Source organism: Leptolyngbya sp. ST-U4, from assembly GCF_039962215.1.
GTDB lineage: Bacteria > Cyanobacteriota > Cyanobacteriia > Elainellales > Elainellaceae > Leptolyngbya_A.
This window is the reverse complement of the sequence record NZ_JAMPKZ010000022.1, coordinates 1-25,658: the sequence shown is the minus strand read 5'-3', so window position 1 is coordinate 25,658 and position 25,658 is coordinate 1. Positions and strand designations below refer to the sequence as shown.

Genomic DNA, 25,658 nt, shown 5'->3' with positions numbered 1-25,658 from the left:
TTTCCAGAAGAAACAATTTCTTCTCCTCAATTGCATATTGAAGGATGGTTTTTTGTTAAACTTACGTCCACTCAAAATTATTTTTGAATCGACAAAGCTTGCGCATTAGGTTGGATTGGTTAACCCAAAACTGCTAAAAGGCTGGCAGTATTCTGCCTGGTCAAGGTGTTGATCGAGCCAGGTGATGAGATCGGAGAAGATTTCCTCATAGTCGTTATCAATATATAAATCGTGGTAATTTCCTTCGTATTCGCGATGTTCTTTATCAGGAAAAATGACCTGCTGAAAGAATGCACGGCTTCCTTCAGGTAACGTGACGCGATCGCTGCTGCCATGCATAATCAGGAGTGGAATTTTCAGTTCAGAGGCGTGGGACTGAATCCAATTCACTGTTTTAAAGAACTCCGTTGCCAACCGGGCACTGCCGTATTCATGGCGCAGAGGGTCTTGAGTATAGGCAGCGATCGCTTCTGGATCCCGTGAACCATACTCATTGCGAATTCCCAATTTGAGGCTGAAGCGCGGCACCGTTCTGGACAACATCCGCCCCAACACCAGTTTTGTTCGGGCAATATTGATTTTACTGAGTGCTGGTGCTGAGAGAATGAGTCCTTGAATGTCGTTGGGCGATCGTAATGCATAGTCCAGAGTAATGGTTCCACCGAGGCTATGTCCCCAGATAATCAAGGGGCAGCAGGTGCGCTGCGACCGAATATAGTGCAAGAAGGCACTCAAGTCCTCTCGAAATTCCTTCCAGTGGTTGATATGCCCTCGTTGTCCGGGCGATCGCCCATGTCCTCGCAAATCAAAGGCATATACCTCATAGCCTTGGGGAACTAAGTACTCAACGACATTTTTAAAAACACCGCTATGTCCTCCCAGCCCATGCACCAGGATAATCATCGCCTGACTGGGTTGCGTTGGCAGCCAGCTTTGATAATACAGTTGACATCCTCGAAATCCTTTAAACCTTCCCTGTTTATGCTTCATGGAATTCCCCCAACAGGTATTTTTTCGGGCGTTGCTGGATCGGGATATGAACGGTGCAAATTTAGTTTCTGCATCGCCCCTTAAATCCCCCAATGCTGGGGGACTTTGAATTCTGGTTCCCCCCAACTTTGGGGGGCTAGGGGGGCGTATCATACGCTTATTCAGCAACGCCTTTTTTCGGACTATCAAGAGTTCTAAGACACACCCTGAAAGCAGGCATCACACACTCAGCAACTGAACCTGTGACACTTGAAAGAATGGAGCCAAATTCGTTGAGGGAAGGCAATTCTGGAGTAAACCGTTGGAGTCAACGTATTGTGCATTCAGCGCAATACAAGTTCACCCTCACGGCCTCGGTTCCTACCAGGCTCTAACAGGTAACGCAAGTACCAGCGTTTGCGCCGAGTTGCCTCCCACGAAAGCGTTTTTCAAGTCAACAATGCTGATTTGTTAACGGCAGGGAGGTTGAGGCTTTGACCTCGGTTAAAACAATATTCGTTTTAACTCTATCGACACCTGGAATTTGGGTGATAGTTTCACTCATTAGTTGTTCCAAGCATTGACGATCGAATGCAACCACTTTAAGCAGGTAGTCAAATTCCCCAGTCAAGTGATGGCATTCCAGCACCTCCGGTAGCCCTTGCACCTGTTCACAAAACTGCCCCACGCACTCCGGTTGATGATGGGCAAGAGTGACCTGAGCAAAGCACAGCAGATCCAATCCCAACGCCTCGCGGTTGACTAGGGTTACGTAGCGATCGATAAACCCGTTGTCTTCTAACTTTTTGAGCCGCTTTTGCAGCCCAGGAGCGGTAAGTTTTAGCTGGCGCGCAAGTTCGGCATTACTCATTCGGCTGTTTTCTTGAAGAAGTTGCAGCAGTAGCCGATCTCGCTCGTCGAGTTGCTGGGATTGCCCGACTTGTTTATTTGTATTTTGCTTGTTCGTATTTTGTTTGCTTGTATTTTGCTTGTTTGTATCTTGTTCGTTCGTATTTTGCTCGTTAGTTGTCAGCTTATCGGTGAGTTTGACCCCAGAGAGTTTCTTCTTCAAGTCTCCCCCTCCGGCTTCAGCTACTAATTTTTTATACTCACAATCTAGTAAATTGTTCTAAATAAAGTCAAGAATTCGAGTTAATTTTTAACACTCTGAACTCGATAAAACAGAGCTTTCTGATCTAGATGGAACGATCGAGTTTATAAATGAAACTTTAGTCTGAATAAAATCTGTCCTTGTACAGATGTGTTTAACTGGCAAGAGCTGCCGTTAGAGATGTAGGTGTTTGATGCTATTGCCTTGGTCTGGATGCAAAACTCGTTGGGAGGCTCGCCCAGCTTCCCGTCGATCGCGATTCGTCACCCAGGTAGGGTCAGTATAATGAGCCTGGCATTTGAGCAATTGTGGGAGAAAAGTGAACCGTTTAACGAAAAGCAATTAGTTAACATCGGATAGAGCTGGAATCAACAGGCATTGTTAACGATAGTCTGCAGTTTACAATTCTGAAGTTAACAGAAAATTTGACGAGAAATGTAAATCCCATGATACGAAAAAGTGCTGATAAAGACTTTGAGGAAATCTTCAATATCATTAATGATGCGGCAATTGCTTATAAAGGGATTATTCCCCCTGACTGCTGGCACGAGCCCTATATGACTCAAGAAGAGTTAAAAGTGCAAATTGAGAGCGGCGTAGAGTTTTCATGTTACATCGATAATAATGAAATGATTGGAGTGATGGGAATTCAGGACAAAACGGATGTTGAGCTAATTCGCCATGCGTATGTCAGAACAAAACAAAGGAACACAGGCATCGGAACACTTCTACTTCGGGAATTAATTAGAGATTCAACAAAACCAATTTTGATTGGAACCTGGAAAGCGGCTAGTTGGGCAATCGGTTTTTATGAGAAGAACGGTTTTTGTCTTGTTGCCGAGGAGGAGAAGAATGACCTGCTGAAGCGATATTGGACGATTTCAGCTCGGCAAGTTGAGACTTCAGTTGTTCTGGTAGACGAGAAATACAAGCGGCTGAAAGATTTCTAGCCGTGGTTAGCCTGCTTCGATGCCCACAGCGAGAAATTGTCCTTTATCCTGCTGAATCGCGTAGCTCTTTCCGCTGGCTTGAATCACTTTTGGACAAATCGCCTTGCTCCTCTGCTGCTATCTTCAGGGCGAGTTTGCAATTGCGCTGATAAGCGTGTCGATCGCCTGCTGTTTTTGAGGATCGGCCCCTGCTGCATATTGGAGTGGAAAGGTCACAGCAATCTCTGGGGTAACTCCTTTTCCTTCTAATCGCTGATTTCCATCCACCAAAACATCAGCTACAGCGACATACACCAAACTGCCATCCTGCATCACAAATCCACGTCCTGCTACCACTGCGCCTGCGGTCGTCGTGCCAACTGAAGCCCCGATTTTGGACTGCTGAAAGCCATAAGCAATAATCTCTTTGCTGCTTCTGCTGCCTTCGTTCATCAACAGCACCACAGGTTTTTTCCAGCGATAGTTTGCAACGAACGCATTGCCATCTCGTCTGATACTGGTGACGCTCGGACTCTCGCCCGTGAAGAAATTGAGATAATCGATCGACCCCCCGCCCCAGCCGTCACGGATATCGAGCACTAAGCCATCTGCCTCGGCGAGTTTACCAAACATCAACTCTTGGATCATTTGCTGCTGGTGAGAGTCAGCGGCATTGGACCAGATATGAAGATAGCCAATGCGTTTCCCTTGCTGCTCAATGATTTGAGTGCTTGCCTGTTGAGCATCTTTGAATAGGGTCGTCGCGTCAAATTTCTGCGGAGTTACACTAATTTCTTGCTGGCTATTCGGGTCAGGCGATCGCTGAACTAACAGTGTCACACTCTGCCCGGCTTTACCTGCAAAAGAATCAATCGCTTGATAAGGTTTGCCGTCTACGTTCAGCAATTGATCGCCGACCCTCAGGCTGGTACTTGCGGCTGGACTGCCCTCTAATATCCCGCTTACAAATAGTTTCTCGTTAATGTTTTTTGTAAAGATACCAATGCCCGTGTACTCATACTTGTCATTTGGAAACAGTGCTTTTGCAGCGGACGGCAGATCTTGAATGTCAGGCTGAAAAATTCCTAAAAGTTGATAATAAGCAGTTTCATTGGGCAAGTAGAAATGGGTATGAGAAGTCTTCAGTTCAGCTAGCATCTGATTCACGATTCCTGCAAGCTGTTGACGAGTTTGAACTGCTGCGGCTTGCGGTTTGTATTTGTCTCGCATCGCTGCCCAGTCAATCCCGTTAAAATTCTCATCGTAAAAATTCTCATTGACCGTCTGCCAAACCTCGTTAAATACTTTCTCTTCGATTGATTCCTGAGATGAAACAGGAGATATAAACCAAAGCAAAAACAACGCTGCAAAGCTAATCAGCGCGATCGAAAAATACTTTGCAAAATACTTCGCTGGTTTATAAAAACGAGAAGAAAAACGAGCCATTACTGTTCTAATCCCTATTCAAATAAGTGGAACTTCACCCATCTATTTCTCTTTCATTAAGGAGATGATTACATCCACTAACTTCTCCGGGTCAACTGGTTTAGCAACGTGCCCCTGGAATCCTGCTGCAAGTGCCTGTTGTTGGTTAAGTTCCCCGGCGTAAGCTGTTAGCGCAATTGCAAGAACATCCCCGTTGTCTTCTGACGATCGGCTTCTAATCTGACGTAGGAGTTCATAGCCATCCATTTCTGGCATCCCAATATCACTAATGACAACATCAGGCTTGAATACATCTAAGGTTTCTAGAGCTTCGATCGCAGAGGTTGTCACTTTTATTTCTGCTCCGGTTTGTTCCAAAATGGCAAGAACCAGTTCTCGCATATCGGCTTGATCGTCTACCGCTAAAACTCGGAAGCCTGCCAGGGGGAGAGCTTTTACTGAGGAGCTTAAAGGCTCGGGCTGACCTGGATTTTCTCCACGTCGACTTTTTGACGCTGGTAATAGAACAGTAAATGTTGCGCCTAATCCTTCTCCAGGGCTTTCTGCCTGAACCGTTCCGCCGTGTAGTTCCGTTAAGTACTGGACGATCGCCAACCCTAACCCCAATCCACCAAACTTACGGGTTGTTGTGCCGTCCTCCTGTCGGAAGTATTCAAACACATGGGGTAGAAACTGCGGAGCAATTCCTTTGCCGGTGTCTTGAACTTGAATTTGAACGTGAGTATTGGTTTGCGCTAGTCGAATCTCTACGGTTCCGCCTGACGGGGTAAATTTGATTGCATTACTGAGCAAATTCCAGACCACCTGTTGAAGACGAGCGACATCCCCTGAGACTGGTTCAATTTCACTGGCGATAACCTTCTGTACTTCAATCCCTTTTGCTTCAGCAGACAAGTGTACGGTTTCCAGAGCAGCATCAACGACCGTGACTAAATTAACTGGACAAACATCTAGCATCAGTTTGCCGCGCAGAATCCGTGAGACATCGAGTAAATCATCAATGAGTTGGGTTTGCAGCTTAGCATTGCGCTCGATCGTTTCCAGGGCACGCCTTGTTGCTGCTTCATCAAACTGATGTGCTTGCAGCAGCTTTGCCCATCCCAGAATGGGATTAAGGGGTGATCGCAGTTCGTGAGACAGCACTGCCAAAAATTCATCTTTAATCCGGTTGGCTTGTTCGGCTTCTCTCCGGGCATTCTGTTCGCGTTCTAACAATTTTTCACGTTCTTGTTCGGCTTGCTTTCGTTCGGTAATGTTTTCAGCAAAAATGATAATGCCGCCAATTTCGCCACCGCTGGCATACCAGGGCAAAATTTCCCAATGGAGCCAGACCATTGATCCATCTGAGCGCAGGTAGCAATCCTCTTCGCATCGTTCTGTTGCTCCTGCCAGACAACGCTGATGAACCTGCTGCCAGCGTTCTGGAATATCCGTTATGACCTCGTAATGCGATAAACCCTTGAGATTGGTATAACCTGGAGCATACTCGCTCATCCAGCGATCGCTGGCAAAAAGGTAGCGCATTTCTCGATCCAGCATAACAACCGCAGCCGGAGTACGTTCAATAAATCTTTGAAGCGTTTCACTGGCTGACTGCGCTCTTGCCAAAAGCTGTTCTCGCTCTGTCTCAGCTTGCTTTCGATGCGTGATGTCTTGCACAACACCCATCATTCCGAGAACCTGCCCGAACGAGTCGTACTGAGCACGTCCTTTGGCAGCGATCCATCGTTCTGTTCCATCCGGATGAATCACTCGATATTCAATGTCGTAGTCGCTGCGTCCAGCAATCGCTTTTTCAACCTGTAAACCTGCTCGCTCTCGATCGTCTGGATGAAGGAGTTTTTGCATTTGGATCCAGGTCATATAGGGTCCTGGTGGAATGCCAAATATCTCAGCCGCTTGCCCTGACAATGTCACGATGTCGGTTGCTGCGTTCCAACTCCAGTCTCCCAGTTTTGCAGCCGCCAATGCCAAACTTAATTGCTCAGTACTCTCTTTTAATGCTTTTTCCGCTTGTTTGCGCTCGGTAATGTCTGTACAGGTGCCAAACCAGCGAATGACTTGACCTTGCTCATCCAGCATCGGCAGGGCGCGGGTGAGATGCCAACAGTAGCTGCCGTCCGCTCGTTTCAAGCGATGTTCTACGTCATAGCTTGTCTTTTGCTCAGCGGCTTGAGTCCATCGCCTGATGCTGTCGGCGCGATCGTCGGGATGAATAATTTTCTGCCAGCCCAATCCCTGAGTTTGTGCCAGGGTTAGCCCGGTGTAGTCGAACCAGCGAGGGCTGTAATAATCAACCCAACCTTGAGCATCCGCTGTCCAAACCATTTGCGGAATCGATTCTGCGAGAAAGCGAAAACGCTGTTGGTTGGCGATGCGACGCGATCGACCCAACTCCAAATTCGTTGCCACCCGTGCCAGCAGTTCTCTTGCGCTAAAAGGCTTGACCAAATAATCATCGGCTCCTGCTTCCAGTCCCTCAACGGCAGCTTCTTCACCCGCTCGCGCTGAGAGCAGCAAAATGGGAATCTCGCGAGTTTGGGGATCAGCCCGGAGTTGCCGCAGCAGTTCAAAGCCATCGAGCCGGGGCATCATCACATCGGTGAGCACTAAATCCGGCAATTGGGCACGAGCCGCTTCCAGGGCAGCTTGACCATCGGCAACTGCTTCGACCTCATAGTGTTCCCTCAGGAGCCGTTGCAGGTAGTGACGCATATCCGCATTGTCATCGGCTAACAAAATTCGGGCAGAAACACGGGGAGGTAACGCTGCTGAGTCTTCGCGGCGCTCCACAACCCACTCTAGGGCTTCTTCGACATAAGCCGTTGCGCCTGAAGCCGTTGAAGCCTGGGTTCGGACGGATTGAATCTGCTCCGACGGCAGGTGAGCACACCCGATCGGCAATCGCACAACAAAAGTACTTCCTTCCTTCTCCACACTGCTCGCAGTCACCGTTCCCCCATGCAGCTTGACCAATTCCTGCACCAGCGACAGTCCAATGCCCGAACCTTCATAGGAGCGACCCTGCGCCCCGGCAACCCGATGAAATCGTTCAAATAGACGGGGCAGCTCATGAGCCGGAATGCCAGTTCCCGTATCTTGAACGATCAGTTCAACCGCAGCGTCCACCGGATACAGTGACACCGAGATTTGTCCCTCAAAGGTGAACTTGAAGGCGTTAGAGAGCAAGTTAAGGACAATCTTCTCCCACATTTCGCGATCGACATACACGGGTTCAGGCAGCGGAAGACAATTCACGACAAGCTGTAACCCTGCTTTCTCGATCGCCGATCGAAACCCACTAGCGAGATCAGCCGTCAGGCTTGCCAGATCGGTTGCCTCATAAACGGCTTGAATTCGCCCCGCCTCAAGCCGAGAAAAGTCGAGTAATGTGTTGACCAGCTTTAACAAACGCTGGCTGTTGCGATGCGCCACGGCAATTTGTTCTCGTTCGGCGGCAGGCAAATGGTCATTCTGAAGCAAATCCTCTAGCGGATTCAGCATCAAGGTCAGCGGTGTGCGAAACTCGTGGCTGACATTGGAAAAGAAAACCGTTTTTGCCCGATCGATTTCTGCCAGCATTTCGGCGCGGCGGCGTTCTTCTTCATAAGCTTGAGCATTGCGGATCGACACGGAAACCTGTCCAGCCAACAGCTCATAAAACGACTGGTAGCCTTCATCCAGCGCCCGATTCGGACTGATGCCACAAATCAGCACTCCTAGCGGTGCAGCCACATTCGACGACGGAATCGGTAAGGCGATCGCCTGGCTCACGCTTTCGTTCCAAGGTCCGCCAGGAATGGTGGTGTCCCGATCAAGCTCTGAGACGATCGCGGTTTGACCTGCCATCGCTTTTGCTAGAGACCATCGATCCGCTGTTTCTGCCAGTGATTCTGAAAGCAGGACAGCTGTTGGAACAATCGCTAGATTGCCGTTCATCCCCACGCTGCCGCAGAGCTTTAGGGTTTGGTCGTTGAAGTCGCTCAAGTAGATCAGGGCAAAGGGTACATCTAGCAGACAGTCCGCGATCGTCGCCAGAATATCCTGACAGGTTGCATCCACACTACGCGTTTCCCCTGCCTGTGCTGCCAGGTCGCGCTGCAAACGCAACCGTCGCTCTCCTAACACCTGCTGCGTCACTTCGCTACAGACACAGAGCATTCCGCGAATCGTGCCTGCATCATCTTCAACGGCACTGTAGGACAAACTAAAATGAGCTTCCTCGTTGTAGCCGGAGCGGTTCACTGCGAGCATCTGGTCTTCCACCCAGTTGGGAACCCCAGTCGTCATGACTTCGGTAATCATCGGACCGATCACATCCCAGGACTCAGCTTGAGTTTCCCGGATCGATCGTCCCAGCGCATAGGGATGTTTCGTGCCAATCAGATTGATGTAAGCATCGTTGTAAATCTGAATTAGCTCTTGCTCCCACAGCAAGATCATGGGGTAACGCGAGCCTAACAGCGTGCGAACAGTTGATTTCAGGCTTTGCGACCAGGATTCGACAGCCCCCACTGGCGTTTGTGCCCACTCCATTGCCTGCATCCGTGTTCCCATCTCCCCAAACTTGGGGAAGGGACTTGTTCTGTGTCTGTTCATTCGCCGTCCTCCCTCTTCTTCATATTAGGCATTTCGCGGTTCGAGTGGGGAAGCTGGCAGTCCCGTCTCTTCGTAAATGTTATGCTTGCTCCTGCTTGCCGCCGTGCCGCCTGTAATTTCTGCTGTCCCTGTGCGGTTAAAACCACTCCGCGTTTACAACAATTGCGCTTGTCCAGGTCTGTTAAATCTGGCTTGGCTCCAAAGCCTTAGGATGGCGAATTGAGCAAGCAACTGTAAACTATTTGATCCATCTCAACTATCCTTTTAACTTACCGCTTAAATTACTAACTAAGTGGTCTTATATTCCCTGGGCTTTTCAACTGGGCATTGCCATACTAAAAACATCAAGTTCTTCTAGAACCCCTTTTAAGAAAAACGTTTGAGGTCGTCAAGATGTTACGCCACATCATTTTCGCTGCAAACCCCAGCCGTGTTGCCGAAGTCCTTGCCGAACTAATGAATGGACAATTTTTTGAGTTTCCCCTGTTTCATAATGCGTATATTGCGATCGCAGAGAATGCCCACGGTACGTAATTAGCCAGACCCGTATTCTATCGCTGGCGCAGTCTTCCCGTTACAGGGCTTTGTGTGATGAAATCCAAAGGTTTTATCTCTCTCCCCTTCATGAGGTAGAGCCTCTCTACAAACATCCCCAGATCAACCCTGAAAACGAGAAGAGTATCCTGTTCCAAAATCTGGCAGCTGAATCATTGTAAAAGTCTGAGGTTTCATTATGCGTAGCAATTTTCTGGTTTCGGCTTGCTCCACTTTGCTTGTTCTGTCCATCCAGATTGGATGCCAAGCATCTACCTTTGAGAGCCAACCGCGATCGCTTGGGGACGGCACCGTTCGCACTTATGTTGAGTTAGACGACAAGGGCAGCCCTACGGAAGTTGGTGTGATCTTATCCGGCGATGCCCTGTCTAACCTTCCCGATCATGCAGAGGAATATCTGCTGCAACTCCCTCCCGAGGCTTCAACCACTGCCATTACCCACATTGGGTTGGATTGGCGCTCGCATGGTCACGCCCCCGATGAGATTTATCATCTCCCTCATTTTGATGTTCATGCTTATGTCATCTCCCCCCAAGAGCGAGAAGCGATTACGGCAACCGGAGCCAATCTAGAAACGGTGTATGCCACCCCTGCCCCAGAGTTAATTCCAGCGGGGTATGTGTTAGCTCCAGAAAGTGCGGAACCTCGTCAGGGTGCCCATTGGATCGACCCCACCGCAGACGAGTTTCACGGTGTTCCACACGGGTTTGACCACACAATGATTTATGGTTTTTACAACGGGGAAATGGCGTTTGTAGAACCGATGGTGACGATCGACTTTTTACAAAGCCAACAAGAGTTTGAGGGTGCAATCGCGCTTCCTGCCCGTTATGCCAGACCGGGTGCCTATCCGACCGCTTATCGCATTACCTACAACGAAGCTACCGGAGAACACGTTATTGCACTAACTGATTTTACGCGATCGGCCCCAATCAGCCAGGCCCCAAACCATTAAAAGCTGATTTGACGGGATTGATTTTCGACACATTTTGCATCACAGGGTTCACCCTCCTCTAAAATGACTAGAGAATGAGGGTTCCCAAATTGCTTCTCTAGGATCATCAATCCTCTCCTACTGAGCGATCGCCTTCCGCTGCCCCACCCGTGCTGCTTCGCAGATACCGCAAGGGTCGCTTCCTGAGCAGTTTCGGAAATGGCTAATCACCTTACAGAACAAGGGCAAGGGCTTGGGGCAGCGCCAGTTAACACATCCGCTTCAGTCGCCGCTAGTGGCTTTTCGGACTCAATCGATTACCCCAATACGGTCGGTGTGCAAGCGGAACGTTATGCGGCTGCAACTGGGCAAACCTACTCTCAAACGCCTAGCCAAATATATTCTAATCACGTCCCTACCGGGAACTTGCAGCATAATGCCAAACTCACCGGACTCAAAGATGGGCAAAATTTACATCACTTTCTGCGCGATGCGATGTGGCAGATTGAACAAGCCAGAGCTATTCGGTTGCATCTGATTCGGCAACAGATTGGAACTCGACCCATCAGCTTGTGTATTGATAAAACAGGAGATGCCAAGAAGGGCAGCACCACTGACTACGTTGCCAAACAATACATTGGTAATCTGGGTAAAACTGCCAATGGAATCGTCAGTGTCAATGCCTATGCCGTTGTTGATGGCATTACCTATCCCTTGCTGTCCAAGATTTATAAACCTAGAACAATGGTTACATGTTTTTCCAGTGCCTAGACTCAAACGAGCCTTACATCAGTTGATGGATTGGATGGATACCTTCCAGATTCTTTCAATTCCAGACCTGAAAGCAGCTTGATAGGACTTGAAAATCTTCTCCTCTGCGGTAGTAACAAAAGAGGGTTTAAGCTAGAACGGGTTGACGAACATAGTTTGAAGAATTACCTTTAATCGCCTGACTGAATTTGCCATCAATGCTTCGTGGCAAATCGCCTACGATCGTCACTCGCTGGACTCGACGGGGTTGTCCTTCATAGTCGTAAATGGCATAGTGTTGAGTCGATCGATTATCCCAGAAGGCAATATCGCCCACCTGCCACTTCCAGCGCACCGTGTTTTCTAATCGCGTTACATAAGCTTGCAACAGTCGCAGCAAATCCTTCGATTCTGTTTCGGATAGCCCCTGAATGCGCTGGACAAATGCACCGATAAATAACCCTCGCTCACCGGACTCTGGATGCACACGCACAACAGGATGCAATGTCTCGTACACGGTTGAGGTAAAGACTTTTTGATAGTCCTTTAATGCGTCAGACACGGTAATTGCAGCTTCAGCGTAGTCATACACATTGCTATGCACTGCCCAAAGTTGATCAGCAAGGGTGCGGAGATGATCGGGTAGATCTTGATAAGCCGCCGCGGTGTTTGCCCAAACAGTATCTCCTCCGACTGGCGGAATCTCTACTGCCCGAAGAATGGAGCCGAGTGGGGGACGATCGACAAAGGTGACATCGGTATGCCATTCATTCGATCGGGTTGCCGTGCGCCCATAGTCGAGATCCAGAACTTCGTGATGTTCGCCCAGAGGCGGAAGTGTCGGATGAGCCGTAGTGATTTCACCAAAGCGGCGAGCAAAAGCAATTTGCCCTGCTGCATCTAGCGACTGCCGCCGAAAGAAAATAACTTTGTATTGGATTAATGCCTGACGAATTTCTTGAATTAGAGTATCGCTGAGAGCCGCATTCAGATTAACACCTAGAATTTCTGCACCGATACGTCCAGAGAGCGGAGTGAGATCAAACGTTGTAAAACTCATGATGATTGCTGTAAAACTAAAGAACAGATAGAAGTGGAGCGAATTGTTTATGCTTCAAGTCGTCTCAAGGAGATGAAACAGCGATCGCTTTAATTGTCACTGGATGTACTTAGTAAAAGCCAACGCTAGGGATAGAAAAAAGCCAAGTGTGCAGCTGAGGCTAATAACGAGTAGGGGAACGCTGCTGATGGTTGAGTTTGTCGGCTGCATAAACATTGCCTTGTAGTGAAACGTTATCTAGCTGGGAATACTTTGCTGTATTCTTCTGAGGGCAAGAAGGCTTCCTTCACGTCGATCGATTTAGGAATGATTTGCGCTTTATAAAAGATGTCTGCTACCTCTTGCTGCGCCTGCTGAATCTGAGCATCTACAGGCAGCACCTCCCAGCTTCGTCGCTGATACACTTTTTCTAGAATATTGGCATCTACTTTGATTTCTCCAGAAAACTGCTCTGCAACTTGTCGGAAATTCTGTTTTGCCCATTGTCCGTTTTCTTTTGCGGCTGCGAGAATCGTTTTGACAGAATCCGGCTGGTTCTGGGCAAACTTTTGCGAAGCAAGGAAGTAGGCACGTCGCTCACGCCCCAGATTGAGATTGCGAATGCTACCTGTCCCTTCAGCAACAGCAAGAAACGGATCCCAAATCGACCAGGCATCAACATTACCCTGCTCAAAGGCAGCTCGCGCATCAGCAGGGGGAAGGGAAACGGCTTCAATATCCTTGATACTTATGCCCTGTTCCTCCAGCACTTTCAGCAGCAGGTAATGGGCACTCGATCCTTTCTGAAAGGCTATCCGCTTGCCCTTCAAATCAGCTGCCGCTTGGATTGCGGAATTCCTGGGCACTACAATATCCTGCGTTTGAGAGCTCAAAGGCGTGACGCTGACATAGTAAAACTGTCCACCTCCGGCTTGGGCAAAGATTGGTGGAGATTCGCCTACGCCGCCAAAGTCAATTTGGCCTGCATTCATTGCTTCCAGCATGGGCGGACCTGCCGGAAACAGCGACCATTCGATCGCGATCCCCTGTTCTTTGAGTTGCTGATCGAGCTTACCCCTAGAGCGCAGCAGATCAAGTTCGGTTGCTTTTTGATAACCAATTCGAATGGTTGTGCCTGATGCAGCATTACTGGATGGAGTAGCAGAACTGGAAGCTGATTGAGGTGAACTCGCAGTTAAATTCGATGTATCGTTCGTGCAGCTTGAAACAGCAAACGGAAGACTCAGACCGACCAGACCAGAGAGAAATGTCCTTCGCTTTATGCGCATCGTTAGAATCCTTGTTTCCTAGCTTAACTGATGGTTATATCGACAAACTTCCTGCTTTTCTTGCAAGAAATGACATATGAGAAACAAAAGTAAGCCTGTTTCCACAGCAAGAATTAATTGTTAAGAGCTGCTTTTCTTGAAAACTCGCTCAAGCACAAAGAAACACAACCCTTCTGAGCCACAACCTTACTCTAGAAAGAAATAGCACTGGCATAAAGAGGTAGCTCAGAAAATTGCAGAATGATCGCCGAGCTGCTGAAGTATAAATGTGGTTTCCATATAAATACAGTAAATTGGTCGGAATACCGTATTTACTATTTAAAAATAGGATGTTTTCGTATTTCTTGCAAGATGTAGTGCCAGATTCCTGCCTGTTTTCTTCTTAAGTATTTATGAAATTCCTATAAGTTGGTCGACTTATCGTACTATAGTTCTCGTGTTTCAACCTTTCTGCATTCGGTACCCTGGTCAGTATGGCTCTAAAGCCAAAGCCTTTCGCTTCGGGTCGTTTAATCAATTCTCTACCTCAAGGGCAGTTAAGCCGTGTATTCTGGGGTAGGTTATTCAATCCAGAGCAACTGATTTCAATTGCTTCTGTTCTAATTATTCTCAGGCTGAATTCAATGAGCTTGATTTTCCTGCGTAATATGTGATATCCTACTATCTACCAATAAAATACGGTAAATCGGTAGGGTTTTAGTACTTTGAGTCTGGAGCAGCAATTCTCTTTGCTTAGTTGCAGATTTTGGTTTGAGCGATCGAGCGTTTGCCTATTCTGGAGCGATTGAATCGTTCAAATTATTTTCGTCTTATTCTCGATTCATGTAACGTATGAGCATTTCTCCTGTTCGGTCGGTTTGGCAAATTTTGTATCCCTATCTTGTGGTAGCAAGGGTTTGTGCATTACTGCTAGCAAGCTTGGTTTATTTAGTGCTCTATCACGCAATTCGCGATCGATTCAGTGATTCTCATTCCGCCGAGCCACAGAAAGACTTACAGCAGGTTAATCAATAGATTTATCAATAGTCTGTAAAAGACAAATTTGGCATAGATAGCCGGACTGAATCTCGAGATGCAACGAATTTGGGACGATCGCTGAAGCTGCTCGAAGCAACCAATTTGCTCAAGCTTAAAAGTGGGGCTGGCGTGGGTGCAAAAGGCAGATAGATCGTGTCGCAAAAACTTCTTAAAGACAAACGATATCTATTAAAGTCATCGTCTTAGGCAGCAACTTCAAAAAGTGCTTCGATAAATCTGGCCTGAGAGACAATATCCCCTCGTGCGATGCCATTGACTTGTTCTTTGCAAATCATATTCATCGCTTCAATCCCGCTCAATGTCCTTCTTGCCGTGTTAAATGACTTGAACCCCATCATCGGCTTCACAAGGCGCTTGATGTTCCGATGCTCCTGCTCGACAATATTATCCAGATATTTGCTTTGCCTTCTGCGCTCTCGCAATCTCGAGTTGCGCTTGTCTAGCCCTAAGTGAGTATTGCCAAGCTTTGACCCTAATTCTATGCAAGTTTAAGTTAAATTGGTATTACTCTAATTTTTCACGTCTGGCTTAGGATTGCGATATGTCATCATCCCAGGCAGTTACCCCCTCCCTTATCGGAATTTATGAAGTGGGTATCGGTGTACCTGATTTAGATACATCGATCGAATATTGGGAGCAGTTTGGATACTGTGTTGGTGAAGAAGGAAACCTTTCAGCAGAAACCGCTCAAGCTTTGTATCATACTAATTCTGGCCTCCGCTCCGTTCGTCTTTTGCATCAAACTGCTGATCATGGTTTGATTCGACTGATGCAGTGGGAGCAGCCGCGAAATGAGGGGTTGGGACTAGGCTCGATGAAAGCAAGAGGCAATCGCTGGGCAACGACCCTCACGGCTGATATATTAACCATTCTCAATCAGGCTGAAGAAGCAGATCGGGCGGGATTACCAATTCGCTATACAACGCCGCACTGGGAAATTATCTACAACAAAGATCGCAAGATGCGTCCGTTTATTGATCCTGCGATTGGAGTGCGTGAGATGCTATTGCTACAACCCTTAACGCGACAAGTGTTATTTCAACGCTTTGGATATACGCTGCCGCACTATGGACAGATTAATGAGCAGGCGGCATTCAAAGCTAGTCAAGTTACACATATGGGAATGGTTGTTCAGGATGACAGCAAGGAAACGCTTAAGTTCTATGAGGACGTTTTGGGACTGCTGCGAGTGCGGGATGACGTAGAGACCACCTATGAGTCTTCTCAGGCAGGACGGCAAATTTTTGATTTGCAGCCAGGCGAAAAATTTTTTGTGACTGCCTTTGATGATCCGCGATCGTCGGTAACAGATTTGCAGGCAGCTCGATCGGGTAGATTGTACATTGTTCGCTTTCCAGAGACACAATCGGTGCCTGAGCGGTTTGAGATGTCGCAACCTGGTTGTTTAGGGATATCACTGTACACCTATCGCGTGAGTGACATTGAAGCCTACCGCGATCGGGTGCAGACAAGTTCCGCTGAAGCGGTTACAGAGGTGTATATGAATGAATTTAGCGATCGTAGTTTTTCGTTTATTGCCCCAGATGGCTACTTCTGGACACTCGTTGAAAACTAATCTATGGGTTCAGGAATCGGAAATGATTCCCCGGCAAGATAAGCGTCAAAATGCTTCTGGAAGTAGAGCCAGGAGGTCATATCTTCGTCATCCAGTGGAGCCTCTGGTGCGTGTCGGTAAAGAGGCATTCGTGTATTAATTTCGTCCTGGAGCAGTTGTGGGAGCTGATCAAAATCATCCACTTTTGTCCCTGAAGCACTATAGATTAATTGTCCAGCTCGATCGCCCATTTTCATCCACGGTACCCAGGGGCCAATTCGATCCCAAGTCAACCATAGTTTAGAAACGGACGGTAACTTCTCATCAAATAACTCGGCAGTTGGAACCTTAAATTTAAACAATTCGGCAGCTTGGTAATGAGGATTGGAACTGTATTCCGCAAATTTTGGATCAGCCAGGGGATTTGGATAGGCAGGAAAGATATCAAAGACGAGTGTTGTCGTTTCTTCGTCTACTTGGGCCGGAAATTGCCCCTTAAAGTTGCCTTGAACCGGATTGTTAGCAACGTGCATCACGGGTAACACTTCCTCAGTCCACGGGTTCTTCCAGGTTTGGAGTTTCTCTTCGGTTTCTGGATCTAAGTAATATGTCAATTCTCTAGAAGTAAACGCCCAGTGACCCTCTTCGACTAAAAGACATCGGCTCACACTCATGCCGACCATTTTGAACAGGCGTTGCCGCTTCTCGCCGGGAATGAAGGCGTAAATCGAACCTGTCCAGGCTAAGAAAGTCGATCGCGTGGAATCAAGAGACGATCGCACCTTCACCCAGTTTTGGGCATTAAGCAGTTGAGTTAGAACCGCCATCTTCAAGTTCCTTTATATCACTTCATGATCTAGAGCTTGGCAAGACTAGCTGTAAACGAAGGAATCACGGTTTCCCTCAAGTTTTACAACGTTAGGATTCAAGAATGCTACATCAATGCTAAAATTCACATTTAATCTTCTAAAATTGAATTTTTTAAACGTATCAAGTTTCTAAACGTATCGAGCAGTGGTTTCTCTACAATAGCCTTAATTCAGTAGCCTTAATTCAGTAGCCTTAATTCAATCGAACATTCACTCCAGCAACTCCATAAGGATGATTCTAAGATTCTAAAGAAATTGAATGTTCAGAAGCACTGACGTTGCTTAAATTAATATGAAAATTACTGACCAGGAGTTGATTGATACTGGGCTTGCTTACAAAGCACTAGCGCTGCAAGTTACCTGCCATGCAGTCAACCAAAGCCGCGATCGGCAGGAAGCTCGATCTTTAATGCAAACCGCGATCGAGCGTTTAGGACAACAAATTGCTGCGAGTCTTGCTTTTATTGGATCGGACTGCCGTTTGGTCGTGCTACCAGAATATTTTCTGACTGGCTTTCCAATCAGTGAAGCCCTGGAGGATTGGGCAGAAAAAGCTTGTTTGGACATGGCAGGGGCAGAGTATGAAGCACTGGGAAACATCGCTCAAAAGCATCGTATCTTCCTAGCAGGAAACGCTTATGAGGTTGATCCACATTTTCCAGGGCTATACTTTCAAACCTGTTTTGTTTTAGATCCGAGTGGGTCTGTAGTTTTGCGCTATCGTCGGCTCAACTCATTGTTTGCCCCTACGCCTCATGATGTGTGGGACCAATACCTTGAGCATTACGGACTCGACGGCGTATTTCCGGTTGCCAAAACTGAAATTGGAAATCTTGCTGCTGTCGCATCAGACGAAATCCTGTTTCCAGAAGTTGCTCGCTGTTTAGCAATGCGTGGCGCAGAAGTGTTGCTTCATCCTACATCAGAAGTGTATGGACAGGCGCGAGCACCCAAGGAGGCCGCTAAAATTAGCCGTGCGGTGGAAAATATGATGTACGTGATTTCGGCAAATACAGCAGGGATTGCCAATAGTTCGATTCCGATCGCGTCGGTCGATGGGGGTTCAAAAATCGTGGACTACCGGGGATTAGTGTTAGCCGAAACCGGAGCGGGAGAAAGCATGGCAGCCTTTGCAGAAGTGGACTTAGCCGCTTTGCGGCGCTATCGGCGGCACCCTGGATTAATGAATTTGCTCTCGCGTCAGCGATTTGATGCTTATATGGATAGCTACCGCCAGTCACAGTTCTATCCCAGTAACACAATGCGAAATGGAGCGGTTGAGCGCAAACATTTTATCCAAACTCAGTTAGCCACGATCGAGCGTCTAGCCCAGCAGGGAGTGATTTAAATCCAGCGATCGTAGCAATAACTTTGGAGGGCTTGTATCATGTCGAAAATTCCTGTTCGTAATCCTCGCACTGGAGCAATCGACGACTGGATTTCTTCCCCCACCCCAGATCAACTTTCCGCACAGTGCGATCGTCTCCGTACTGCTCAAACTGGCTGGCACAAAGCAGGTTTAGAGCAACGAATTAACGCATTACAGCAGTGGAAACAAGCGATTCAGGAACACCGTGAAGATTTGCTCCAGGCATTAGTTGACGATACGGGTCGATTGGGAGTTTCAGTGTTAGAGGTTGATTCTGTATTGTCCAGTCTCGATCGCTGGTGTCAGCTTGCTCCAGAACTGTTACAAGAAATTGAGAAGCCTACTGCAATTCCATTCATTCATTTGCAGCAAGATTCTGTTCCTTATTCGCTCGTGGGTGTCATCAGCCCGTGGAATTTTCCATTGCTGCTCGCGATGATCGACACGATTCCAGCACTGTTATCCGGTTGTGCGGTGATTGTAAAACCGAGTGAAATTGCGCCGCGATTCATCACTCCATTGCTAAAAACACTAGATAAAGTTCCCAAGTTACGAGATGTATTCACTTTTATTGAAGGTGCAGGAGATACGGGAGCAGCTTTAATTGATTATGTCGATCTCGTTTGTTTTACAGGTGGTGTGAAAACAGGGCGGCAAGTTGCAGAAACCGCAGCGAAGCGATTTATTCCCGCATTCTTAGAATTGGGAGGAAAAGATCCTGCGATCGTCCTGGAGTCTGCGGATCTGGATCTAACAACCTCTGCTATTCTATGGGGTTCAGTGGTGAACACAGGACAGTCTTGTCTCTCGATCGAGCGGATTTATGTAGCGGAAGCGATCGTCAAACCGTTTACAGAACAACTCGTTGCTAAAGCAACCCAACTCAAACTCGCTTACCCAACCGTTAATAGCGGCGAAATTGGTCCGATTATTGCAGAACGACAAGCAACAATCATTGCAGATCATCTGCAAGATGCGATCGAGAAAGGAGCAATGGTGCAATGCGGTGGAAAGATTGAAATTTTGAATGGTGGATTGTGGTGCTTCCCAACGGTTTTAACCAATGTGAATCACACAATGAAAATCATGACTGAGGAAACCTTTGGACCCATCATGCCAATGATGACATTTAGAACTGTCAAAGAAGCAATTTACCTTGCAAATGACACGATCTATGGTTTGAGTGCCGCAGTCTTTGCAGGTTCACAAACAGAAGCGTTAGAAGTTGCCGATGGCATCAAGGCAGGCGCAGTCAGTATTAACGATGCAGCGCTCACCGCCTTAATCCATGAAGGAGAAAAGAATGCTTTCAACTACTCTGGCATGGGAGGATCGCGAATGGGACCCGCAGCCTTGAAACGATTTATGCGAAAGAAAGCGTATTTAATTAAAACAAAACCTGTGAATGATCCATGGTGGTTTAAATCATAACAAGGAGGTAATGATGGCAAACATTCGGGACGAAATGCCTGTTCTTGCACGACATGCAGGAGATTGGACTGGAACCTATACCTTGATCGACTGCAATGGGAACATCCTCGATCGCCATCAATCGCATTTAACGTGTGAATTTCCGGTAGATGATCCTCTAAAGTACTATCAAATCAATCGTTACACCTGGGCAGATGGGAAGCAGGAAGAACATCGTTTTCCAGGAACCTATCATGACAAAAAGCTTTGGTTTGATACCGATCGCATCAAAGGTCATGCGTGGGAAGCTGATGACTCAACGGTTATTCTTTGGTTTGCTTACAAAACAGTTCCCGATTTCTATCTTTATGAAATGATCCAAATTAGTCCTTGTAACAGCCATCGCGCCCGCACTTGGCACTGGTTTAAGAATAATCAAATCTATCAGCGCACCCTGATTCAGGAGGAGCGACAACGCTAGGAATCATGATTAAATAACTTTGAGAAGTTGCAAGCATTAATTAATGGGCGTAGGACAAGACTGCTCCAGATTGGGATAAATCTCGATCGACTCGAATAAAGAATAAACAACCGTCTTCTGAGATGTGTCTGGGAGACGTAGTGAAGCTGGGAACATAGCCAAAATGGTCCTTCGCAAACGGGTAATTTCCAATATTGCAACATCCTGCTAGGCAGTAAGCTTCTTCGTTATAAGACTGAATCATCGCTTGCTTCCCGTCATAATGAGGCAGGATGGCAAGTAGCCATGCTCCCCCACCGTTTGGAGCTTTTCTCAGCCACTTCTTGTTCGATTCGGTAAACTGTCTTGTGTCTGTCTTTCCCCAGGGCAACAATTTGCTGTCTAATGCGGGAATAAACTCATTGATTCGAGCTTGTGAGTGATTCGGCAAATCTTGATACTGGACACTGCCGTTTTCCATCCATAAAATTTCCGCCGCTTCACCGTTTAAGACTTTCCACGGTCCAACTCTGACTCCTGCCGGAATGAAGGAGTAGCCGTGTTTGCTAAGTTTCCACGCTCCCACTTGAATAGCACCACTCAGCACAAAAATTTCCAGATCTGCCGTAAACCTGCCCGCAGGCATTTCAAATTGGGACGGCAGCACAACTTTCGCAGTGGATGCGCTGTTTTCATGCCAAGAAAGCATTTGACAGGTTGCTGTTACTGTCTGTTCTGCTATGCCATAAATCTGCCACGCTTGTTCTGAAATGTGATGAGTATAGAAATACTGATACTGGCTCGGAACATGCCCTGCTGCGATCGCGGTACATCGTCTAGACAAACTCATCCGCCCTTGACCGTCTCCACCCCAATCTTCAGGAATTGGAACTACCTCTAAAAAATTATCTGCTTCTGAAGATATAGAGACAGAGGATTGATTTTGGTCATCCATACCTTTACAACCTGTAAACAAATCTGAAGCGAGTTCGTTAATCTAATCCTATACCCTTGCTGTCTCATAGACTCATGATTGAATGGAATAATTGAATGGAATGGGTGACGATTAATGTTTATGTTTGAGGACTGCGATCGCCATCCTTACGAAACGTTCTATTGTGAAGGTGGATGCGTTGCCATGCACTCCAAAACCTACAAAAAGCTGGTTGCGAAACAATTTAGCGCTGATTTTCGCTCAGCGATCGCGATTGAAGAACTCCCAATTCCTGCCCCAAATTCTGGCGAGATTCTGATTCGCAACAAATTTGCGGGTATTAATGCCGGATTTGACACCCTGGTTTGCAAAGGAAATGTTCCCTATGTAAATCTCACTCCTCCGTTTGATCTCGGTGTCGAAGCCGTGGGGGAAGTCGTGGCGATCGGGCAAGATGTTCACACCCTGCAAGTTGGAGATGCGGTTGCCACAACAGTCCGGGGAGGGGGCTATCGCGAGTATCAGGCTATCTCTGCAGATCTGGCAGTCAAAATCCGCGATACTACGCCTGATCTTTTGACGCTCATGCCCACGGGGCTCTCCGCGCTCGTTGCCCTAGAAAAAGTTGGAGAAATGAAGCGTGGGGAAGTCGTTTTAGTCACTGCGGCAGCAGGAGGAACCGGACATATTGCTGTGCAGCTTGCCAAGTTAGCTGGAAATCATGTGATTGGGGTTTGTGGCTCTGAGGCGAAGGCAGCATTACTAAAGAAGTTAGGATGCGATCGAATTATCAATTACCGAACTGAAACGCTCGATACGGTTCTCCGAGAAGAATATCCTAACGGGATTAATCTGGTGTTTGATTGCGTGGGTAGACAGGTTTTTGATATTTGTGTAAATCACTTAGCAATCCGAGGACGCTTAGTTGTCGTTGGTTTTATTTCTGAATATACAAACGATTTAGAATGTGTGACTCAACCTCGAATTTATCAAAAGCTGTTCTGGAAAGCCGCTTCGATACGCGGGTTTTTAATGCCTCACTTTTCTGAGTATGCGGAGGAGGGACGCGATCGCTTGCTCGATTTGTTTTATACAGGCAAAATCAAGGTGGCGGTTGATCCGACCGTGTTTCGTGGCATTGAGGCGATTCCAGATGCCGTGGAATATCTGCTGAGCGGTAAGAATTGCGGTAAGGTTGTTGTACAGCTTTAGTCGTAAAACTCTAGTCGTAAAGCTCTCGTTATGACTACAGAATCAGCCAATACATTAGCCGTTGCTCGGCAAGCCTTTGCCCATTTTGAACATGGACTGTCAACTGGAGACTGGCAGGCCTTCTTCGAGATGCTCACCGACGATTTTTCATTCTGGTTTCCGCTCGGTCAGTTTCATGGGTTGAATGTCGGAAAAGAGCGTGCGATCGAGTTCTTCAGCTATGTCTCTGAAGTGTACAGCGAGGGATTAACCCTGACCCTCGATCGGGTGACCAGCAACGAAACAACCGTTGTTTTCGAGTTTCGTGATGAAGGGCTGATGTGGGGAAACCCTTATAAAAATCGAGTCGCAGTTTCGTTTGATGTTCGCGGCGATAAAATTTGCGGCTACCGAGAATATCTAGGTAGCGATGGTAAATCAAACTAATGAAATGAATGTGAACTATACTCCCAAAGCTTTGTCCCATTCCAGCTGATGACTTAAACCATACTTGATAAAATCTTCTGGTTTTGCTTGATCATTCTTACCAAAAACACCCAGGCTGTAATGGTTCTCTTCCATCCGCTGTCTGACTAAATCCTGCTCAAATCGCTCGACCTCTGCTCTCGGCTGATCTGTTTTGAAGAAATCGACCACCAAAACAGTTCGCTCATTCTCCGTGTAGTTGTGCGGACAGTGAGGATAGCTGTGATCTAAAACCATAAATTCACCTTCATGCCAATACAGCTTGTCATGGCATATTTTCATCGCGATATCTCCCTCAGGCACAATCAGACCTAGATAACCGCGATTCATATGCGGGTTGTAGTTTACATGAAGTTTGACATCCAGGCCGGGAAGAAATGTCCCAAAATAAACATTTCTCAGAACATTGTCGTTGCTCAAATTCGCTTCTTCGATCGCTCCCGTCAAACCTGGAAAGTATCGTTTTCTTAATTCGAGTGCTTTCTCTGAAACACTCTGTAACTCATGGTGAGGATATTCAATATGATGAAATTGAATGTATTGATCAATAAACATTCCTTGAAATAGCACCCCAAAAGCACTATATTTTGACTTGCCTTTGGTTTTAATTGTTTTACTCTTAGGACCCATCACATCAAAAGCAAACTGCATCTCTTCCTGAGAAGCATTCTGCCGAAACGATGTAAACTCATCACGAATGATTTGCCAATTCTCCTGAAGAATGTTCAAGAAAGGAAACTGCTTGGGGTCTAAATGATATTCATTAAACGCTTCCATCGTTCTCCTCCTAAACTCAATTAAGCCTAGCCCTGTAATTTCATTCTAAAAGTTTTATCTTGAACCACTCCAGGAAAAACCTGTTTCACTGAATTTTACAGGAGGCGCTGTGCCCGAAACTCTAGTTCTGGATAGATTGATCAAAAACGTTCGTGTCGTTCGTCCAAATCAAGCTAGCGTGGAGTCCCTCGATTTGGGCATTAAGGATGGCAAATTTGCCCAGATTTCACCTGAAATTCCCCCTGAGCAGGCCAAGGAAGTGTTTGATGCTCAGAATCTGCTCGGCTTTCCAGGAGTGGTGGATGCTCACATGCACATTGGCATCTATCAACCGCTTGACCAAGACGCGATCGCCGAAAGCAAAGCAGCCGCAATGGGAGGCGTAACGACCAGCCTGAACTACATCCGCACAGGTCAGTATTATCTGAATAAAGGCGGGTCTTATCGAGATTTTTTTCCAGAGGTGCTTGCCCTATCGGAAGGCAACTTCTTTGTCGATTATGGCTATCATGTTGCACCAATTAGTAGCCAGCATATTGACGAAATGCAATGGCTATTTGAACAGCATGGCGTTGCTTCGTTCAAAATTTTTATGTTTTATGGCGGGTATGGTTTGCATGGTCTCTCCGATCAGCAAAATCTATTTCTGATGATCAACAAAGAAGAGCGTTACGACTTCGCCCACTTTGAATTCATCATGCGCAGTTTGTCTCAGTTAAGGGAACGTTATCCCACTCTGCAAGACACCATTAGCCTTAGTCTTCATTGCGAAGTCGCTGATATTCTAAATGCCTATACCAAAATTGTGCAGCAAGACTCAAGCCTCACCGGACTGAGTGCTTATAGCGCTGCTCGTCCTCCCCACTCCGAGGGGTTAGCCATTTGTATTGCTTCTTATCTAGCCCATGAAACAAACTGCGTCAACATCAATTTGCTCCATCTCAGTTCCCGCAAAGCGGTGGAAGCAGCTTTGATGATGCAAACGACCTTTCCCCACATCAATTTCAGGCGAGAAGTGACCGTGGGTCATCTGCTGCTTGATGTCGAGGTTCCTACGGGTAAATGGGCAAAAGTGAATCCGCCAATTCGACCGCGATCGGATGTCGAGTACTTGTGGAATGCAGTGTTGCAGAATCAAGTGGATTGGATTGTGAGCGATCATGCCTGTTGTTCTGCCGAGAAAAAAGCGAACTTTCAGGATCCGGACAATATCTGGCTCGCAAAGGCGGGCTTTGGAGGCACAGAATATCTACTCTCAGGAATTGTCAGCGAAGGCAGTAAGCGGGGGATGTCCTACAACCATATGGCAAAATTACTGTGCTGGAATCCGGCGCAACGGTTTGGACTTCCTCAAAAGGGTGACATCGCGATCGGGTATGATGCTGACCTAGCGTTACTCGACCCCAATGAAACGTTTGTGGTTCGTGCTGCTGAATCTGAGTCGAAACAAGGCTATACCCCCTTTGAGGGAATGGAACTAACAGGGCGAGTGAAGCATACATTTCTGCGTGGGAATTTGATTTACGATCGGGGACAGGTATTGGGTTCACCTCAGGGGCATTATTTGAAGCGGTTTCGGTAATGTTTTACATGGGTTGCTGGTTGCTGGTTAGATAGAGAGACCAAAGTAACGGTTGATGTACAGCCCAATCACTCCGATATCTGAAGCATTACTCGACAAATGATATTGTCTGAACTTGCGTGACCTATGAAGCAAATGCGTTAGGTAAATTCGCACTGGCATCCCCTAGAAGTGCCTAGTAGTCTGCCAAGGGAACTTTGCCTGGTGGGGTTATTTCTGGTAAGGTGACTCAAATCCAGGAAGATCATTATGAGTCAGAAGCGTTACATCGTCGATTTAACGGATGCCGAAGTTCAACAGCTAGAAACCCTGTTGAGGACTGGAAAGCACTCGGCTCGCAAACTGACCCGTGCCCGTATCTTGTTG

Annotated in this window: 20 protein-coding genes and 2 pseudogenes; 12 read left to right on the top strand and 10 right to left on the bottom strand. The window is 47.1% G+C overall.

Translation table 11 applies throughout. The features are described 5' to 3' along the window. Positions 1-105: 105 nt before the first annotated feature. Together NDA02_RS21885 and NDA02_RS21880 are read right to left on the bottom strand one after the other, a co-directional pair. Positions 106-990 (bottom strand): alpha/beta hydrolase, encoded by an 885-nt coding sequence (locus NDA02_RS21885; RefSeq protein ID WP_190793204.1) that lies wholly within the window; start codon positions 988-990, stop codon positions 106-108. 433 nt (positions 991-1,423) lie between these two features. Next, the gene (locus tag NDA02_RS21880; RefSeq protein WP_242067460.1) at positions 1,424-2,041 is read right to left on the bottom strand and encodes an Lrp/AsnC family transcriptional regulator; all 618 of its coding nucleotides are present in this window, start codon (positions 2,039-2,041) and stop codon (positions 1,424-1,426) included. Between the two features lie 485 nt (positions 2,042-2,526). Between NDA02_RS21880 and NDA02_RS21875 the strand changes: the two genes are divergently transcribed. Next, complete coding sequence (locus NDA02_RS21875; RefSeq protein WP_190793203.1) at positions 2,527-3,030, top strand: GNAT family N-acetyltransferase; 504 nt, start codon at positions 2,527-2,529, stop codon at positions 3,028-3,030. A gap of 123 nt (positions 3,031-3,153) precedes the next feature. On the opposite strand, the gene NDA02_RS21870 is transcribed toward NDA02_RS21875, so the two are convergent. Continuing rightward, positions 3,154-4,455, bottom strand: coding sequence for a S41 family peptidase (locus NDA02_RS21870; protein ID WP_190793202.1), 1,302 nt, complete (start codon positions 4,453-4,455; stop codon positions 3,154-3,156). 42 nt (positions 4,456-4,497) lie between these two features. Next, entirely contained in the window at positions 4,498-9,054 is a 4,557-nt protein-coding gene (locus NDA02_RS21865) for an ATP-binding protein (RefSeq protein ID WP_348255884.1), read from the bottom strand. Positions 9,055-9,447: 393 nt separating this feature from the next. Here NDA02_RS21865 and NDA02_RS21860 point away from each other — a divergent pair, with 393 nt between their 5' ends. The 3 genes and pseudogenes from NDA02_RS21860 to NDA02_RS21850 form a co-directional block, all read left to right on the top strand. Beyond that, positions 9,448-9,588 (top strand): hypothetical protein, encoded by a 141-nt coding sequence (locus NDA02_RS21860; protein WP_190791826.1) that lies wholly within the window; start codon positions 9,448-9,450, stop codon positions 9,586-9,588. 199 nt (positions 9,589-9,787) lie between these two features. Then, a complete protein-coding gene (locus tag NDA02_RS21855; RefSeq protein WP_190791825.1) occupies positions 9,788-10,564 on the top strand; it encodes a DUF5602 domain-containing protein in 777 nt (258 codons plus the stop codon). Positions 10,565-10,939: 375 nt separating this feature from the next. Continuing rightward, positions 10,940-11,284 (top strand): annotated as a pseudogene (locus tag NDA02_RS21850) (transposase); the annotation flags it as partial. A gap of 157 nt (positions 11,285-11,441) precedes the next feature. On the opposite strand, the gene NDA02_RS21845 reads toward NDA02_RS21850, so the two are convergent. Next, positions 11,442-12,353: a TauD/TfdA family dioxygenase gene (locus tag NDA02_RS21845; RefSeq protein ID WP_348248132.1), complete on the bottom strand. Its 912-nt coding sequence runs from the start codon at positions 12,351-12,353 to the stop codon at positions 11,442-11,444. Positions 12,354-12,586: 233 nt separating this feature from the next. Further along, positions 12,587-13,621, bottom strand: coding sequence for an aliphatic sulfonate ABC transporter substrate-binding protein (locus NDA02_RS21840; RefSeq protein WP_348255883.1), 1,035 nt, complete (start codon positions 13,619-13,621; stop codon positions 12,587-12,589). Positions 13,622-14,452: 831 nt separating this feature from the next. On the opposite strand from NDA02_RS21840, the gene NDA02_RS21835 reads away from it, so the two are divergent. Next, positions 14,453-14,635 (top strand): hypothetical protein, encoded by a 183-nt coding sequence (locus tag NDA02_RS21835; protein ID WP_348255881.1) that lies wholly within the window; start codon positions 14,453-14,455, stop codon positions 14,633-14,635. A gap of 206 nt (positions 14,636-14,841) precedes the next feature. On the opposite strand, the pseudogene NDA02_RS21830 reads toward NDA02_RS21835, so the two are convergent. Continuing rightward, positions 14,842-15,066: pseudogene (locus NDA02_RS21830) on the bottom strand (DDE-type integrase/transposase/recombinase); the annotation flags it as partial. Between the two features lie 134 nt (positions 15,067-15,200). On the opposite strand from NDA02_RS21830, the gene NDA02_RS21825 reads away from it, so the two are divergent. Further along, positions 15,201-16,235, top strand: a complete 1,035-nt coding sequence (locus tag NDA02_RS21825; protein WP_190789655.1) for a VOC family protein — start codon at positions 15,201-15,203, stop codon at positions 16,233-16,235. Here NDA02_RS21825 and NDA02_RS21820 read toward each other — a convergent pair. Next, a complete protein-coding gene (locus NDA02_RS21820; RefSeq protein WP_190789656.1) occupies positions 16,232-17,041 on the bottom strand; it encodes a DUF1838 domain-containing protein in 810 nt (269 codons plus the stop codon). The two genes, NDA02_RS21825 and NDA02_RS21820, sit on opposite strands and share 4 nt — an antisense overlap. 334 nt (positions 17,042-17,375) lie before the next feature. Here NDA02_RS21820 and NDA02_RS21815 point away from each other — a divergent pair, with 334 nt between their 5' ends. Genes NDA02_RS21815 through NDA02_RS21805 form a run of 3 tightly spaced genes read left to right on the top strand, consistent with a single transcriptional unit; the run spans position 17,376 to position 20,343 of the window. Beyond that, complete coding sequence (locus NDA02_RS21815; protein ID WP_190789657.1) at positions 17,376-18,431, top strand: nitrilase-related carbon-nitrogen hydrolase; 1,056 nt, start codon at positions 17,376-17,378, stop codon at positions 18,429-18,431. 39 nt (positions 18,432-18,470) lie between these two features. Next, positions 18,471-19,883, top strand: a complete 1,413-nt coding sequence (locus NDA02_RS21810; RefSeq protein WP_348255878.1) for an aldehyde dehydrogenase family protein — start codon at positions 18,471-18,473, stop codon at positions 19,881-19,883. Positions 19,884-19,896: 13 nt separating this feature from the next. After that, positions 19,897-20,343, top strand: a complete 447-nt coding sequence (locus NDA02_RS21805) for a DUF3598 family protein (RefSeq protein WP_348255877.1) — start codon at positions 19,897-19,899, stop codon at positions 20,341-20,343. Between the two features lie 40 nt (positions 20,344-20,383). On the opposite strand, the gene NDA02_RS21800 is transcribed toward NDA02_RS21805, so the two are convergent. Next, positions 20,384-21,277 (bottom strand): DUF4437 domain-containing protein, encoded by an 894-nt coding sequence (locus NDA02_RS21800; protein WP_348255875.1) that lies wholly within the window; start codon positions 21,275-21,277, stop codon positions 20,384-20,386. Between the two features lie 183 nt (positions 21,278-21,460). Between NDA02_RS21800 and NDA02_RS21795 the strand changes: the two genes are divergently transcribed. Together NDA02_RS21795 and NDA02_RS21790 are read left to right on the top strand one after the other, a co-directional pair. After that, positions 21,461-22,468, top strand: coding sequence for a zinc-binding dehydrogenase (locus tag NDA02_RS21795; protein WP_348255897.1), 1,008 nt, complete (start codon positions 21,461-21,463; stop codon positions 22,466-22,468). A gap of 30 nt (positions 22,469-22,498) precedes the next feature. After that, positions 22,499-22,894, top strand: a complete 396-nt coding sequence (locus NDA02_RS21790; protein WP_190789661.1) for a nuclear transport factor 2 family protein — start codon at positions 22,499-22,501, stop codon at positions 22,892-22,894. Positions 22,895-22,909: 15 nt separating this feature from the next. On the opposite strand, the gene NDA02_RS21785 is transcribed toward NDA02_RS21790, so the two are convergent. After that, the gene (locus tag NDA02_RS21785; protein WP_348255873.1) at positions 22,910-23,710 is read right to left on the bottom strand and encodes an aspartyl/asparaginyl beta-hydroxylase domain-containing protein; all 801 of its coding nucleotides are present in this window, start codon (positions 23,708-23,710) and stop codon (positions 22,910-22,912) included. 109 nt (positions 23,711-23,819) lie between these two features. Here NDA02_RS21785 and NDA02_RS21780 point away from each other — a divergent pair, with 109 nt between their 5' ends. After that, the gene (locus tag NDA02_RS21780; RefSeq protein WP_348255871.1) at positions 23,820-25,292 is read left to right on the top strand and encodes an amidohydrolase family protein; all 1,473 of its coding nucleotides are present in this window, start codon (positions 23,820-23,822) and stop codon (positions 25,290-25,292) included. The last annotated feature ends 366 nt before the right edge of the window (positions 25,293-25,658 follow it).

Coding starts and splice junctions, on each gene's coding strand:
- NDA02_RS21885 (WP_190793204.1), bottom strand. CDS start 990: ATGAAGCATAAACAGGGAAGGTTTAAAGGATTTCGAGGATGTCAACTG.
- NDA02_RS21875 (WP_190793203.1), top strand. CDS start 2,527: ATGATACGAAAAAGTGCTGATAAAGACTTTGAGGAAATCTTCAATATC.
- NDA02_RS21870 (WP_190793202.1), bottom strand. CDS start 4,455: ATGGCTCGTTTTTCTTCTCGTTTTTATAAACCAGCGAAGTATTTTGCA.
- NDA02_RS21865 (WP_348255884.1), bottom strand. CDS start 9,054: ATGAACAGACACAGAACAAGTCCCTTCCCCAAGTTTGGGGAGATGGGA.
- NDA02_RS21860 (WP_190791826.1), top strand. CDS start 9,448: ATGTTACGCCACATCATTTTCGCTGCAAACCCCAGCCGTGTTGCCGAA.
- NDA02_RS21855 (WP_190791825.1), top strand. CDS start 9,788: ATGCGTAGCAATTTTCTGGTTTCGGCTTGCTCCACTTTGCTTGTTCTG.
- NDA02_RS21845 (WP_348248132.1), bottom strand. CDS start 12,353: ATGAGTTTTACAACGTTTGATCTCACTCCGCTCTCTGGACGTATCGGT.
- NDA02_RS21840 (WP_348255883.1), bottom strand. CDS start 13,621: ATGCGCATAAAGCGAAGGACATTTCTCTCTGGTCTGGTCGGTCTGAGT.
- NDA02_RS21835 (WP_348255881.1), top strand. CDS start 14,453: ATGAGCATTTCTCCTGTTCGGTCGGTTTGGCAAATTTTGTATCCCTAT.
- NDA02_RS21825 (WP_190789655.1), top strand. CDS start 15,201: ATGTCATCATCCCAGGCAGTTACCCCCTCCCTTATCGGAATTTATGAA.
- NDA02_RS21820 (WP_190789656.1), bottom strand. CDS start 17,041: ATGGCGGTTCTAACTCAACTGCTTAATGCCCAAAACTGGGTGAAGGTG.
- NDA02_RS21815 (WP_190789657.1), top strand. CDS start 17,376: ATGAAAATTACTGACCAGGAGTTGATTGATACTGGGCTTGCTTACAAA.
- NDA02_RS21810 (WP_348255878.1), top strand. CDS start 18,471: ATGTCGAAAATTCCTGTTCGTAATCCTCGCACTGGAGCAATCGACGAC.
- NDA02_RS21805 (WP_348255877.1), top strand. CDS start 19,897: ATGGCAAACATTCGGGACGAAATGCCTGTTCTTGCACGACATGCAGGA.
- NDA02_RS21800 (WP_348255875.1), bottom strand. CDS start 21,277: ATGGATGACCAAAATCAATCCTCTGTCTCTATATCTTCAGAAGCAGAT.
- NDA02_RS21795 (WP_348255897.1), top strand. CDS start 21,461: ATGCACTCCAAAACCTACAAAAAGCTGGTTGCGAAACAATTTAGCGCT.
- NDA02_RS21790 (WP_190789661.1), top strand. CDS start 22,499: ATGACTACAGAATCAGCCAATACATTAGCCGTTGCTCGGCAAGCCTTT.
- NDA02_RS21785 (WP_348255873.1), bottom strand. CDS start 23,710: ATGGAAGCGTTTAATGAATATCATTTAGACCCCAAGCAGTTTCCTTTC.